Here is a 12663-nt window from a genome sequence, read left to right on the forward strand (position 1 = left end):
CTCATTCACCTCGCCCGCAGACCTCACGCCGGCGCGTGGCCAACGGTTCGCTTAAGGATGGCCACCGCGCTGGCGATGTCCGGCGCCAGCCAGCGATCGTCCTCCCAGCCAGGCACGCTTTCGCGCAGCAGGTCTCGCGCCCGGCGCGTGCCCGCCGCCAACTTCTGCGGCTCGTAAAAATCGAGCCCCTGGGCGGCGAGTAAATATTCGATGCCCAGGATCTGATAGAGGTTGCCCAGCAGGCGCTGCAGTTTCAGCGCTGCGCCGGTGCCCAGGCTTAAATGATCCTCCTGCAGACCCGAGGTAACAAAATTATCCAGCACCGCCGGCTGCGCCAGCTGCTTGTTTTCCGCGCACAACGACGCGGCGACGTACTGGGCAATCATCATGCCTGAATTCACGCCCGGTCGGGCGACCAGGAACGCCGGCAACCCGCTCACCAGAGGATTCACCAGCCGGTCAAGGCGTCGTTCAGCGATGGCGCCCAGCTCAGCCATAGCAATAGCCAGCAAATCGCAGGCCATCGCCACCGATTCGCCGTGCGGATGCGCCTGGGAGACCACCCGCCACTGCTCAACGGTTCCCAGGATCAGCGGATTATCAGTACAGGCGTTGAGTTCGATATTTATCTGCGTCTGCGCGTGGCTAAACTGATCGCGGCAGGCGCCATGCACCTGAGGCATCGAGCGAAGGCTTAGCGCATCCTGGGTGCGAAGTCCTTCACTTTCGGCCAGCAGACGGCTGTCCGCCAGCAGCTCACGCAGCCGCTGGCCGCTGGTCTGGATCCCGGGGCTGGCTTTCAGCGCCAGGATCTCGGCATCGAATGCCACAAGCTGGCCGCGAAGCGCTTCAAAGCTCATCGCGCCGGTTACATCGGCCCAGTTCATTAAGCGCTCGGCGTCGTCTAACGCCAGACAGGCCAGACCGGTCATGCACGGCGTACCGTTGACCAGGCTCAGCCCCTCTTTCGCTCCCGGCGCGATGGGCTGCAGATCTAGCTGCGACAGGACCTCTGCCGCTGACCACGTTCGCCCCTGCCAGAGCACATCGCCAACCCCCATCAGGGCCAGGCCAATGTGCGCCATATGCGTTAAATAGCCAACTGACCCCTGGGAGGGCACCTGAGGGGTGACGCCATGCTGCAAAAACGCCAACAGCTGCTGCACTATCCCGGCGGAGATCCCGGATTTACCGTGGCTGAAATTGGCCACCGCGGCGCACATAATTGCCCGGGTTGGGGCGACCTCCAGCAACGGTCCCACCCCGCAGGCGTGGCTGAGCAACGTATTGCGCGACAGCTGGTGTAGCTGCGCTTCCGGCAGCGTAATATTGCACAGCGCCCCCAGCCCGGTGTTGATCCCATAGGCTACCTGGCCGGCTTTAACGATATGCTGGACAATCGCCCGCCCTTGCGCGATACGCGACCAGGCGCTGTCGCTGAGGCTCAAGGTCGCCTCGCCCCGGGCAACGCAAGCCACCTCCTGCCAGCGTATCGGCGCATCACCCCACTGGATCATTTTCATACGACCTGTCCTGGCTGTTGGTGGCTGGAGATAAATTGCTTGAAGCGCGCGGATCCCTGGCTGCCAAACAGCGCCTCTGGCGCACCGTCGCAGTCAATCGTCCCCTGGTGCATAAAGACCACCCGGTTGGAAACATGGCGGGCGAATCCCAGCTCGTGGGTGACCACCAGCATCGTCCGTCCCTCCTCCGCCAGGCTGCGCATCACCTTTAGCACCTCGCCGACCAGTTCGGGATCCAGCGCTGAGGTAGGTTCATCAAAGAGCATGACGTCCGACTCCATGGCCAGCGCGCGGGCTATCGCCACGCGCTGTTGCTGGCCGCCGGAGAGCTGCGCAGGATAGAAATCCTTTCGGTTCAACATCCCCACTCGCTCCAGCAACTGCTCAGCCTGTTCAATGCAGGTTCGTTTGTCCCGTTTGAGCACATAATGCGGCCCCTCAATGACATTCTGCAGAACCGTCATATGCGACCAGAGGTTAAAACTTTGGAAGACCATCCCCAGCCGCGAGCGCAGGCGCTCTATCTGCCGGGGGTTCGCCGCCAGCCGATGCCCACGGGCATGATGCTTCATTTCAATCGTCTCGCCGCCGACGCTGACCACTCCGGCATCGGGCGTTTCCAGCAGGTTAATGCAGCGCAGCAGCGTACTTTTACCGGAGCCGCTGGCGCCGAGGATCGAAATGACATCGCCCTGCTGCGCCTGGATGGTGATCCCCTTCAGAACATCCAGGGAGCCAAAGGACTTATGAATATCGCTGACCGATAAGGTCACCGGACGTGAATCTAGCATCTTACTCTCCTTTGGTTATCGGCTTGAGCGACACGGTCGCCGGATTTTGCCGGGTATGCGGGGTTAAACGCCGTTCAAGCAGGGCGTACAGCTGCACAATGATGAAATTGAGCAGCAGGTAGATGGCCGCCGCGCAGAGGAATACCTCCATCGTCCGGTAGGTACGCTGAATAATCTGTTGGGCCACCCCCGTGACGTCCCAGACGGTCACCAGGCTTGCCAGCGCCGTCGACTTGACCAATAAAATGGCCTCCGTGGAGTAGGCTGGCAGCGCATAGCGCAGCATCACCGGGGCAATGATCCGCCGCAGCAGCAGCCAGCGCGACATACCGCAAGCCTGGCCGGCTTCAATCTGGCCCGGCGGTATCGCCAGCAACCCGCCGCGCAGAATTTCCGCGGTATAGGCCGCCGTACAGAGCGCCAGCGCCAGAACGGCGCAGATAAAGGGTTCGCGCAGCAGCGGCCACAGGAAACTGTGGCGGATCACCCCAAACTGACCCAGCCCGTAATAAATGAGAAACAACTGGATCAGCAATGGCGAACCGCGAAAGATCAGGATATAGCCTTTGGCGAAACCGCTTGCCAGCGGCCAGCGGCTCATTCGCAACGCCAGAACGCCAAGAGCCAACACGCCGCCGAGCAAAAAAGAGCAGATAAAGAGTCCCAGCGTCACCGGCAGCGCCGCGCCGAGTTTCAACAACGTCTCACCGAGAAAGGCAAAATCGATAATCATATGGGCTCCTTACGCCTGCGCGGCGCTGCGACGCAGCCAGGCGCGGTTCAGACGGCTCTCCGCCCGGGTAAACGCGCGGTTAGAGAGCAGCGTCAGGATCAAATAGCAGCCGCCGCCGATGAGATAGAACAGGAAATAATCGCGGGTAGAGCCAGCGGCAATCTGGCTGGCGCGCATCAGTTCAACCATCCCGGTCACCGATACCAGCGCCGAGTCTTTGAGGCTCATTTGCCAGACGTTGGACAAACCCGGCAGCGAATAACGGACAATCTGCGGCAACAGGATGCGCTGCAGGATCCGCCAGCGCGGCATGCCAATGGCGGAAGCCGCCTCCACTTCACCGGGCATCAGCGCCAGACGAGCAGCACGGTAGACTTCCGCCTGATACGAGGAGGAGATCAAGCCAATCGCCAGGGCGCCAATCAGAAATGGCGGAACCTCAATAAAGCCGTCTGCGCCAAACAGGCGCCCCAGCCATGAAATCATCCCTGAGCCGCCAAAATAAAACAGATAGATCACCAGTAATTCAGGGATACCGCGGAATACCACCGACCAGGCGGCGCCGAACCAGCGCGCTGGCGCGTGGCGGGACAGCTTCGCGGCGGCGATAACGCCGCCCACCCCCGCACCGACGGCCAGCGCCGCGAGCGACAGCAGCAACGTAGTCAGCGTTGCGCTGAGGATCAGCGTCCCCCACCCGTTTTCACCCAAACTCAGAAGATTTAACATGGTTGCCTCGCTCAGGGAGTCACGTCGCTTTTAAACCATTTCTCACTCAGTTTTTTTACCGTCCCATCGGCCAGCGCCGCCTGAATGGCGCTATCCAGTTTCGCTTTGAGTTCGGTATCGGCGAGGCGCACGCCCATCGCCTCACCGCCTCCCCAGATTGGGCCGCTCATCAGCGGACCGCTCAATGCCAGATTGCTATTCTCCGGGCGAGACAGGGTGGTGTTGCCAAAGGTAATATCATCAAACACCGCGTCGATGCGCTCAGCCTGCAGGTCGAGGATCGCATCCGCTGAGTTGTTATATTCCCGGACATCAGCGATATCCTTGAAATACTTATCAATAAATGGGGTGTACACGGTGCCGGACGCGATGCCGATGGTTTTCCCTTTCAACGCCGCGCGCAGCGGCGCAATCGCCGCCTGAATCTCTTTCTCATTATCATGAAGCTTGACCGCCGGCGAAGGCGGTAGCAGCGACCCTTTTACCGCAATGAAAGAGGCCGGCGTGGCTGCGTATGCCTGGGTAAACGCCACGACCTTCGAGCGCTCTGGGGTGACGACGATAGCATCCATGATCACGTCATATTTTCCGGCGTTAAGTCCGGCAATCATGCCATCCCAGTTCTGCACCACCAGTTTGCATTCGATCTGCATCCGCTGGCATAAATTCGCCATAAGCTCGGGCTCGAAACCGCTGAGTTTCCCGCCGGGAAGCGTCAGATTCCAGGGTTCATAGCCGCCTTCCGTAGCGATGGTGATCGATTTCCACTCTTTAGCGTATGTTGAGCCACCAGACAGCAGTAGCCCCGAAAACAGGGTGACCAGGCAGGCCTGGCGGAAAGTAATACGCTGTTGCATTTTCATTCTCCCGATCGCGTTTTGTCATGATGGCTCTGGTCAAGGCGATAAGATAATTCGCAGATGACTGCTCATGTATATACAAGCCTTGACAAACCCGCACACGCGCTCAATGATGGATTTGTGAGCCCTGTTGTAAATAATTTGTAATAACATTGAGACAAGTGTGTAACAAATACTATCCACTTCCGACTTCCGCCGAGCAAACTATGATCACCTATTTTGATTACGCTACCTTGCCCGTCACGCCATGGAAGAACGGCGCTGGCGCCACCCGGGAAATTATCGCCGTTCCTTCCGTAGATGCGCCTTTTCTCTGGCGCGCGAGCATTGCCACCCTGCAGGCCGATGGCCCATTCTCCCCTTTTCCCGGCGTCGATCGGACGATCGTCCTGCTGGTGGGGCAACCGCTACGGCTGCGCGGGGAGGAGATCGACCATCCGCTGGCGCGCTGGCAGCCGTGGGCGTTTCCCGGCGAATGGGCGCTGTCCAGCGTCGGGATCGTTGAGCCTGGACTGGACTTCAATGTCATGACCCAGCGCGGGCGAGCCCTCGCGCAGGTTGAAGTGGTGAGCGACAGGCAGCGACCGGCCACTGACGGGGTTGCTTATGTGCTGCAGGGTGAATGGGATCTGGCCGGACGGCGCTGCGCCGTCGGCAGCGGGCTCTGCTGGCACGGCGACGCTCCGGGGGAGTTGCGGCCTCTCAGCGCCGATGGGCGTCTGCTGCTGGCGGCCATTGCGCTCAAATAGTCAGCAGAGAAAAATGGTATACTTGAGCCATCGCGATCGGCTTTTACCCCGCGCGGCGCGGGCCGGCTGAAAAATATCGTGACACAAGGGGTCGTCAGTGGGATATAATTCCCGGCTAAATTTGAGTTATTTTGAAATAACAATGTTAACGTTATGATTGTTAAAGTAAAAATAAGCAATAACGATAAGGATTAAAGCTATGGGTTTTCTTTCCGGTAAGCGCATTTTGATCACTGGCGTCGCCAGCAAACTGTCCATCGCCTACGGTATTGCGCAGGCAATGCACCGCGAAGGCGCGGAACTGGCATTCACCTATCAGAATGAAAAACTGAAAGGTCGCGTTGAAGAGTTTGCTGCCGCGCTGGGTTCTGACATTGTGCTGCCGTGCGACGTTGCTGAAGATGAGAGCATCACCGCGCTGTTCACCGAGCTGGAAAAAGTCTGGCCAAAATTCGATGGTTTCGTCCACTCTATCGGTTATGCCCCGGCTGACCAGTTAGACGGCGACTACGTCAACGCGGTCACCCGCGAAGGTTTCAAAATCGCGCACGACATCAGTGCCTACAGCTTCGTGGCGATGGCTAAAGCCTGCCGCACGATGCTGAACCCGGATTCTGCTCTGCTGACGCTCTCCTACCTGGGCGCCGAGCGCGCGATCCCGAACTACAACGTGATGGGTCTGGCGAAAGCCTCTCTGGAAGCGAACGTGCGCTATATGGCGAACGCGATGGGTCCGGAAGGCGTTCGCGTCAACGCTATCTCCGCCGGTCCGATCCGTACCCTGGCCGCGTCCGGTATCAAAGATTTCCGTAAAATGCTGGCGCACTGCGAAGCGGTCACCCCGATCCGTCGCACCGTCACCATTGAAGACGTGGGTAACAGCGCAGCCTTCCTGTGCTCCAACCTGTCTGCGGGTATCTCCGGTGAAGTCGTTCACGTTGATGGCGGGTTCAGCATCGCCGCTATGAACGAGCTGGAACTGAAATAAGTTCCTTCCCCTCCTCGCCCCGGTGAGGAGGGTTTTCCCTTCCCAGGCCTTGCGCTCCCCCTGTTATTCCAATCGGCTATTTGTTAGCACGTATCAATATTTTCTCCTGCTTCCGGGTTACGCCAGGATAGTTCTGCATAAACGATCCGCGGAACGGCGGTTCGCCACATACCGAACAAGGAAAGCCCATGGAGCCACGCCGCGTGAATGGCAAAAACCACTGGTATCACGAAACCCAGTCAACAATCTGCCCGGTGGATGTCCTGCCGCTCGTCCCTGAAGCCGCCCATGTTGAAGACCGCTTTTTGCTGGACCTGACGCTGCCGGACGCCTGGCTACACGCCCACACAGGCTGGCTACGCCCCGCGCGCCAGCTCGCCGAGCGGCTGTTTCCCGACCAGGTGCCGGTAAGCCGCCTGCAAACCTTTACCGCCTACGATCGCCTGAGCACTGCGCTGACCGTCGCCCAGGTCTACGGCGTCCAGCGGCTGTGTAACCACTATGCCGCCCGCCTGGCGCCCCTGCCGGGGCCCGACTCTTCACGCGAGAGCAACCGTCGTCTGGCGCAGATCACCCAATACGCTCGTCAGCTCGCCGGTTCACCCTCCGTCATTAACGCCCTTTCCCGCAGCCAGCTGGACGAAGTGGGCCTGACCAGCCGGGATATTATCCTGATCAACCAGATTATCGGTTTCGTCGGCTTCCAGGCGCGGGCGATTGCCGTGCTGCAGGCGGCGCAGGGCTTCCCGGTGCGCTGGATCCCCGGCATGCCGCAGCAAGAGGAGGCGCCCGCCGGCCTGTTCGCCATCCCGCCGGGAGAGTGGCAAACCGACATTGAAGATCCCGATCTGCAGTATGCCGATGACGAGCGCCAGCGGCGCATCGCCAGCTGGCAGTCGCTGCCCGGCCTGGGCCCGCTGGCTCCGCTGCTGGCCTGCGACCCGCAGTTGATGGCGCCGCTGGAGACGCTGTTACGCCAGCTCAGCGGCAACGATACCTTTGGCCCGCAGGTCGCCTTACTCACCGCGCGCACCAATGGCAGCGCCACCTGTTTTGACGCCTGGCTCCCCCACTGGCACGGTGAAGAAGCGTTCGTCAGCCATTTACGGGAGGGCGATCAGGCTCTCCATCGCTGGCTTGGGCAGCATCCTCAGTCGCGCGCGCTCGTTACCGCGGTACAGTTGTTAACCCGCTCCCCGGATCGGTTTAGCGCCGCCCAGTTAACACCCCTCGGCGAATATGGACTCTCAGCGGAACAAGCGATCGATCTGTTAACCTGGAGCGGACTATGCGGCTGGATGAATCGTCTGAAAATCGCCCTCGGCAATGTGCGTCAGCAGACGTAAATTGCTGAAACAGCGCTTGCTGCGACAGGCATAATCGCGTAAAAATGTCAGCCGCTCTTTTAGCCACGAAAATACCTAATTATGTTTCAGGATAACCCGCTGCTAGCGCAGCTTAAACAGCAACTGCATTCCCAGACGCCGCGCGCGGAAGGGGTCGTTAAGGGCACGGAAAAGGGCTTTGGCTTCCTCGAAGTGGACGCTCAGAAGAGCTACTTCATTCCGCCGCCGCAGATGAAAAAAGTGATGCATGGCGACCGTATCGTTGCGGTGATCCATTCTGAAAAAGAACGCGAAAGCGCCGAGCCGGAATCGCTGGTTGAGCCTTTCCTGACCCGTTTCGTCGGTAAAATCCAGAAAAAAGACGATCGCCTCGCTATCGTTCCTGACCATCCGCTGCTGAAAGACGCCATTCCCTGCCGCGCCGCCCGTGGCGTTGAGCATGATTTCAAACAGGGTGACTGGGCCGTCGCTGAAATGCGCCGTCATCCGTTAAAAGGCGACCGCGGATTTTACGCGGAGCTGACCCAGTTCATCACCTTCAGCGACGACCACTTCGTCCCGTGGTGGGTGACACTGGCGCGCCATAATCTGGAAAAAGAGGCACCGGACGGCGTCGCCACCGAGATGCTTGACGAAGGGCTGACACGCCGCGATTTGACCGCCCTCGACTTCGTCACCATTGACAGCGCCAGCACCGAAGATATGGACGATGCGCTGTATGTCGAATCTGGCGCCGACGGCAAACTGTTGCTGACGGTGGCGATCGCTGACCCGACCGCATGGATTGCCGAAGGCAGCAAGCTGGACAACGCCGCAAAAGTACGCGCCTTTACCAACTATCTGCCGGGCTTCAACATCCCGATGCTGCCGCGCGAACTGTCAGACGACCTGTGTTCCCTGCGTGCCGATGAAGTGCGCCCGGTGCTGGCCTGCCGGATGACCCTGGCGGCCGATGGCACCATTGAAGACAACATCGAGTTCTTTGCCGCCACCATCGAATCGAAAGCCAAGCTGGCCTATGACGACGTCTCTGACTGGCTGGAAGGCCGCGGCAGCTGGCAGCCGGGCAGCGAGGCGATCGCGCAGCAAATTACGCTGCTGAAGGACGTGTGTCAGCGTCGCAGCGAATGGCGTCAGACCCACGCGCTGGTGTTTAAAGACCGCCCGGATTACCGTTTCGTCCTCGGCGAAAAAGGCGAAGTGCTGGACATCGTCGCGGAACCGCGTCGTATTGCCAACCGTATTGTCGAAGAGTCGATGATCGCCGCCAACATCTGTGCCGCCCGCGTTCTGCGCGACAAGCTCGGCTTCGGCGTTTATAACGTCCACACCGGCTTCGACCCGGCGAATACCGAACAGCTGGCTGCCCTGCTGAAGACCCACGACGTACACGTTGATCCGACGGAAGTGCTCACCCTGGAAGGTTTCTGCAAGCTGCGCCGCGAACTGGACGCCCAGCCGACCGGTTTCCTCGACAGCCGCATACGTCGTTTCCAGTCGTTTGCTGAAATCAGCACCGAGCCGGGCCCGCACTTTGGTCTCGGTCTTGAGGCCTACGCCACCTGGACCTCGCCGATCCGTAAGTATGGCGACATGATCAACCACCGTCTGCTTAAGGCCATCATCAAAGGCGAAACCATTGCGCGCCCGCAGGATGAAGCCACCGTGCAGATGGCGGAGCGCCGTCGTCTCAACCGCATGGCCGAACGCGATGTCGCCGACTGGCTGTATGCCCGTTTCCTCAACGATAAAGCCGGCACCGATACCCGCTTTGCGGCGGAGATCATCGACATCAGCCGCGGCGGGATGCGCGTGCGTCTGGTGGACAATGGCGCGGTCGCCTTTATTCCGGCCCCGTTCCTTCACGCCGTGCGCGACGAACTGGTCTGCAGCCAGGAAAACGGCACCGTGCAGATCAAGGGAGAAGTGGTCTACAAAGTGACCGATGTTATCGATGTCACTATCGCTGAAGTCCGCATGGAAACTCGTAGCATCATTGCTCGTCCGGCTGCCTGACGTCTCATCACAGCGGTTCCTCCGGGAACCGCTCCTTCTTTCCTCCCTGTCCCGCCATTTCCGTCGCGCCGATTAAGGTTGTGCGTTTTTTTCGCTTCTCTTTTTCACCCATTTTTAGCATCATTGATTTCATTCGTTTTTGTTACCAGGATAATGCCATGTCAGATGTGAATGCCCACCTGCTCGCCCAACGTATCGATACCGTGCTGGATATTCTGGTTGCCGGTGATTACCACTCTGCGATCCATAATCTGGAGATCCTCAAAGCGGAGCTGCTGGCGCTGGCGGCAGACGACGCCGAGCAAAACAAACCACCCAAAGCGCCCTGGGAAATCTGATTATCGCCCACATGCCGCAACCGGCGATGCTGACCGGTTGCTCGCCGTATAGCCCCCTAACAGTGATGTTGCTATGAACGCCCGACAACAAAGTATTTTGCAAGTGGTCATCGATAAAGGCCGCATGAGCGTCGCCGATCTGGCGAAGATGACCGGAGTTTCAGAGGTCACCATCCGTCAGGATCTGAACCTGCTGGAGAAGCAGAGCTATCTGCGCCGTACCCATGGCTACGCCGTCCCACTGGACAGTGAAGATGTCGAAACCCGCATGATGACCCATTTCGCCATTAAGCGTGAACTGGCCAGCCGCGCCGCGGCGCTGGTGAATGCCGGCGAAACGGTATTTATCGAAAACGGCAGCAGCAACGCCCTGCTGGCGCGCACCCTGGCCGAACGCGGCGATATCACCATCATCACCGTCAGCAGCTATATCGCCCATCTGCTGAAAGAGACGCCGGGAGAGGTGATCCTGCTGGGCGGGATTTACCAGAAACGCAGTGAAAGTATGGTTGGCCCACTGACCCGCCAGTTCATCCAGCAGGTGCATTTCAGTAAAGCCTTTATCGGGATCGATGGCTGGCAGGCGGAAACCGGCTTTACCGGTCGCGATATGATGCGTGCGGACGTGGTTAACGCCGTTCTGGAGAAGCACTGCGAAGCGATTATCCTCAGCGATAGCTCAAAATTCAGCGCGGTGCATCCCTATCCGCTTGGGCCAGCCGGCCGCTTCAATCGTGTTATCACCGACGATCGTCTGCCGAACGACTGCCGTGAGCAGTTGCTGCGCAGCGGCCTGACTGTGGATATTGTACCCTACGTCTGATGTGTCTCCGCCCCGTCCCAGCCAAGCGTCGGACGGGCGCGTTAACGCTCTGAGAGTATTCCGAGCCGGTAATTAAGACTTTTTACCTGACGCTAAATTTTAAAAAAAGTAAAATTATTATTAGCGATATAACAGGAAGTGACTATCACCTGCGTGATTTTCGTGATACCTGCGCACCCTAACTTCATGGAATTGCCCTAAAGCTGCTTTATCAGGCTATGCTTACAGGAGCGCTGTAATCCATGAATAGATTATTCAGGAGAAAAAAATGATGACTTCAACGAGCAAAAAAATGGCTGCTGTTGTTCTGGCTGTCACTGTAGCAATGTCTCTGAGCGCTTGCTCTAACATGTCTAAACGCGATCGTAACACTGCTATCGGCGCAGGTGCCGGCGCCATCGGCGGTGCGGTGTTAACTGACGGTAGCGCACTCGGTACCCTGGGTGGCGCAGCAGTCGGTGGTATTATTGGTCACCAGGTCGGCAAATAATATATTTATCTGACGAAATAAAAGAATAATTCACACGAATTGACTTACGCACGTTAAAACATTCAAGGCCGCGGCATTCACCGCGGCCTTGTTATTTCACCAGGCCATTAATTAGGGTTGAAATAACAATTAGCCGCCGGCTAACTTCACCTTCATCCCTTTCGCCTCGAGCAGCGACTTCAGTAAATCCCGTTTGTCGCCCTGGATCTCGATCACGCCATCTTTCACCGCACCGCCGCAGCCGCATTTCTTCTTCAGCTCTGCCGCCAGCGCAGTGAGCGCCGCATCGTCGGCATCAATTCCGCTAATCAGACAGACGCCTTTGCCCTTGCGGCCGCTGGTCTGGCGCTGGATCCGCACAATACCGTCGCCTTTCGGGCGCACCGGCGCCGGTTTCGCCTCGTCGATACGCCCGGTTTCGGTGGAGTAGACCAGACGGCTGTTGGAATCGCTCATTATGCCCCCTTGCGCAGAGAATCGTTGATCGCCCGCAGCGTCGCGGCTGGATCGGTCGACTGGGTAACCGGGCGGCCAATAACCATATAGTCCACCCCTGCCGCCTGAGCCTGCTCGGGAGTCATGATCCGCCGCTGATCGCCAGCGTCGCTGCCCTGCGGACGGATACCCGGGGTGACCAGCTTGAACGCCTGCCCCAGCTCTTGCTTAAAGCGTACCGCCTCCTGAGCTGAACACACCACCCCGTCGAGGCCGCAGCGTTGGGTCAGCGCCGCCAGCTTCGCCGCGTAGTCAGCCGGGGATAAGGTAATGCCCAGATCCTGCAGGTCGCTGGACTCCATGCTGGTGAGGACGGTAACGGCGATGAGCAGCGGCGCGTCTTGACCAAAGGGCAGCAGCGCTTCGCGTGCCGCGGTCATCATCCGCGCGCCGCCGGAGGCATGGACATTCACCATCCATACGCCAAGCTCGGCAGCGGCCGCCACCGCGCGGGCGGTAGTGTTGGGAATATCGTGAAACTTAAGGTCCAGGAACACCTCAAACCCACGCTGATGCAGATCGCGGACAAACTGCGGTCCCAGCAGGGTGAACATCTCTTTGCCCACCTTCAGGCGGCAGTCTCGCGGGTCGATGCGGTCGACAAATGCCAGCGCTTTATCGCGATTATCATAGTCGAGCGCAACCACAACGGGAGAGGAAGTGACAGCGCGGGAAGATGGGATAGCTGTTGACGTCATGACCAGACCTTAGTGTTGATGGGCGCCAGAGGGCGCAAAAAAGGTAAACGGGCAGCATTCTACCTGTGAAGCTAACAAAATAAC

Annotated in this window: 15 protein-coding genes; 7 read left to right on the forward strand and 8 right to left on the reverse strand. The window is 58.9% G+C overall.

Translation table 11 applies throughout. The features are described from left to right. Nucleotides 1-23: 23 nt before the first annotated feature. Genes ACOI6Z_RS23005 through ACOI6Z_RS23025 form a run of 5 tightly spaced genes read right to left on the reverse strand, consistent with a single transcriptional unit; the run spans nt 24 to nt 4633 of the window. Nucleotides 24-1523, reverse strand: a complete 1500-nt coding sequence (locus tag ACOI6Z_RS23005) for an HAL/PAL/TAL family ammonia-lyase (protein ID WP_065812741.1) — start codon at nt 1521-1523, stop codon at nt 24-26. Next, nucleotides 1520-2314 (reverse strand): ABC transporter ATP-binding protein, encoded by a 795-nt coding sequence (locus tag ACOI6Z_RS23010; protein WP_102001364.1) that lies wholly within the window; start codon nt 2312-2314, stop codon nt 1520-1522. The genes ACOI6Z_RS23005 and ACOI6Z_RS23010 overlap by 4 nt, the downstream gene beginning before the upstream one ends. A gap of 1 nt (nt 2315) precedes the next feature. Continuing rightward, a complete protein-coding gene (locus tag ACOI6Z_RS23015) occupies nt 2316-3047 on the reverse strand; it encodes an ABC transporter permease (RefSeq protein ID WP_023289347.1) in 732 nt (243 codons plus the stop codon). A gap of 9 nt (nt 3048-3056) precedes the next feature. Continuing rightward, the gene (locus tag ACOI6Z_RS23020) at nt 3057-3776 is read right to left on the reverse strand and encodes an ABC transporter permease (RefSeq protein WP_023289346.1); all 720 of its coding nucleotides are present in this window, start codon (nt 3774-3776) and stop codon (nt 3057-3059) included. An 11-nt stretch (nt 3777-3787) separates the two neighbouring features. Beyond that, nucleotides 3788-4633 (reverse strand): transporter substrate-binding domain-containing protein, encoded by an 846-nt coding sequence (locus ACOI6Z_RS23025; RefSeq protein ID WP_065812740.1) that lies wholly within the window; start codon nt 4631-4633, stop codon nt 3788-3790. A gap of 209 nt (nt 4634-4842) precedes the next feature. Between ACOI6Z_RS23025 and ACOI6Z_RS23030 the strand changes: the two genes are divergently transcribed. From ACOI6Z_RS23030 to ACOI6Z_RS23045, 4 genes are all read left to right on the forward strand, one after another. Beyond that, complete coding sequence (locus tag ACOI6Z_RS23030) at nt 4843-5385, forward strand: HutD family protein (protein WP_065812739.1); 543 nt, start codon at nt 4843-4845, stop codon at nt 5383-5385. A gap of 199 nt (nt 5386-5584) precedes the next feature. Next, nucleotides 5585-6373, forward strand: a complete 789-nt coding sequence (gene fabI / locus ACOI6Z_RS23035) for an enoyl-ACP reductase FabI (RefSeq protein ID WP_023289343.1) — start codon at nt 5585-5587, stop codon at nt 6371-6373. Between the two features lie 188 nt (nt 6374-6561). Then, a complete protein-coding gene (locus tag ACOI6Z_RS23040; RefSeq protein ID WP_072421998.1) occupies nt 6562-7719 on the forward strand; it encodes a CMD domain-containing protein in 1158 nt (385 codons plus the stop codon). Nucleotides 7720-7800: 81 nt separating this feature from the next. Next, complete coding sequence (locus ACOI6Z_RS23045; protein ID WP_065805819.1) at nt 7801-9735, forward strand: exoribonuclease II; 1935 nt, start codon at nt 7801-7803, stop codon at nt 9733-9735. Between the two features lie 7 nt (nt 9736-9742). Here the strand turns inward: ACOI6Z_RS23045 and ACOI6Z_RS23050 are convergent, their stop codons facing one another. Continuing rightward, complete coding sequence (locus ACOI6Z_RS23050; protein WP_254915175.1) at nt 9743-9868, reverse strand: hypothetical protein; 126 nt, start codon at nt 9866-9868, stop codon at nt 9743-9745. A gap of 25 nt (nt 9869-9893) precedes the next feature. On the opposite strand from ACOI6Z_RS23050, the gene ACOI6Z_RS23055 reads away from it, so the two are divergent. The 3 genes from ACOI6Z_RS23055 (at nt 9894) to osmB (ending at nt 11386) form a co-directional block, all read left to right on the forward strand. Then, nucleotides 9894-10073 carry a hypothetical protein gene (locus tag ACOI6Z_RS23055; RefSeq protein ID WP_004203883.1) on the forward strand — a complete coding sequence of 60 codons (180 nt, stop codon included), beginning with the start codon at nt 9894-9896 and terminating at the stop codon, nt 10071-10073. A 73-nt stretch (nt 10074-10146) separates the two neighbouring features. Further along, nucleotides 10147-10896, forward strand: a complete 750-nt coding sequence (locus tag ACOI6Z_RS23060; protein WP_023289340.1) for a DNA-binding transcriptional regulator YciT — start codon at nt 10147-10149, stop codon at nt 10894-10896. 271 nt (nt 10897-11167) lie between these two features. Then, the gene (gene osmB, locus ACOI6Z_RS23065; protein ID WP_002901783.1) at nt 11168-11386 is read left to right on the forward strand and encodes an osmotically-inducible lipoprotein OsmB; all 219 of its coding nucleotides are present in this window, start codon (nt 11168-11170) and stop codon (nt 11384-11386) included. Between the two features lie 129 nt (nt 11387-11515). On the opposite strand, the gene yciH is transcribed toward osmB, so the two are convergent. Together yciH and pyrF are read right to left on the reverse strand one after the other, a co-directional pair. Then, nucleotides 11516-11842, reverse strand: a complete 327-nt coding sequence (gene yciH / locus ACOI6Z_RS23070) for a stress response translation initiation inhibitor YciH (protein ID WP_002901782.1) — start codon at nt 11840-11842, stop codon at nt 11516-11518. Further along, the gene (gene pyrF / locus ACOI6Z_RS23075) at nt 11842-12579 is read right to left on the reverse strand and encodes an orotidine-5'-phosphate decarboxylase (RefSeq protein ID WP_023289339.1); all 738 of its coding nucleotides are present in this window, start codon (nt 12577-12579) and stop codon (nt 11842-11844) included. Before pyrF ends, yciH begins: the two co-directional genes overlap by 1 nt. Between the last annotated feature and the right edge of the window lie 84 nt (nt 12580-12663).

The sequence above is a fragment of the Klebsiella sp. C239 genome (assembly GCF_048822715.1).
GTDB lineage: Bacteria > Pseudomonadota > Gammaproteobacteria > Enterobacterales > Enterobacteriaceae > Klebsiella > Klebsiella quasipneumoniae.

Excerpts from the sequence above, each read along its gene's own strand:
- ACOI6Z_RS23040 (WP_072421998.1), top strand. The coding sequence starts at position 6,562 with ATGGAGCCACGCCGCGTGAATGGCAAAAACCACTGGTATCACGAAACC.
- ACOI6Z_RS23020 (WP_023289346.1), bottom strand. The coding sequence starts at position 3,776 with ATGTTAAATCTTCTGAGTTTGGGTGAAAACGGGTGGGGGACGCTGATC.
- ACOI6Z_RS23030 (WP_065812739.1), top strand. The coding sequence starts at position 4,843 with ATGATCACCTATTTTGATTACGCTACCTTGCCCGTCACGCCATGGAAG.
- yciH (WP_002901782.1), bottom strand. The coding sequence starts at position 11,842 with ATGAGCGATTCCAACAGCCGTCTGGTCTACTCCACCGAAACCGGGCGT.
- ACOI6Z_RS23010 (WP_102001364.1), bottom strand. The coding sequence starts at position 2,314 with ATGCTAGATTCACGTCCGGTGACCTTATCGGTCAGCGATATTCATAAG.
- ACOI6Z_RS23045 (WP_065805819.1), top strand. The coding sequence starts at position 7,801 with ATGTTTCAGGATAACCCGCTGCTAGCGCAGCTTAAACAGCAACTGCAT.
- osmB (WP_002901783.1), top strand. The coding sequence starts at position 11,168 with ATGACTTCAACGAGCAAAAAAATGGCTGCTGTTGTTCTGGCTGTCACT.
- ACOI6Z_RS23015 (WP_023289347.1), bottom strand. The coding sequence starts at position 3,047 with ATGATTATCGATTTTGCCTTTCTCGGTGAGACGTTGTTGAAACTCGGC.
- pyrF (WP_023289339.1), bottom strand. The coding sequence starts at position 12,579 with ATGACGTCAACAGCTATCCCATCTTCCCGCGCTGTCACTTCCTCTCCC.
- fabI (WP_023289343.1), top strand. The coding sequence starts at position 5,585 with ATGGGTTTTCTTTCCGGTAAGCGCATTTTGATCACTGGCGTCGCCAGC.
- ACOI6Z_RS23005 (WP_065812741.1), bottom strand. The coding sequence starts at position 1,523 with ATGAAAATGATCCAGTGGGGTGATGCGCCGATACGCTGGCAGGAGGTG.
- ACOI6Z_RS23060 (WP_023289340.1), top strand. The coding sequence starts at position 10,147 with ATGAACGCCCGACAACAAAGTATTTTGCAAGTGGTCATCGATAAAGGC.
- ACOI6Z_RS23050 (WP_254915175.1), bottom strand. The coding sequence starts at position 9,868 with ATGAAATCAATGATGCTAAAAATGGGTGAAAAAGAGAAGCGAAAAAAA.
- ACOI6Z_RS23025 (WP_065812740.1), bottom strand. The coding sequence starts at position 4,633 with ATGCAACAGCGTATTACTTTCCGCCAGGCCTGCCTGGTCACCCTGTTT.
- ACOI6Z_RS23055 (WP_004203883.1), top strand. The coding sequence starts at position 9,894 with ATGTCAGATGTGAATGCCCACCTGCTCGCCCAACGTATCGATACCGTG.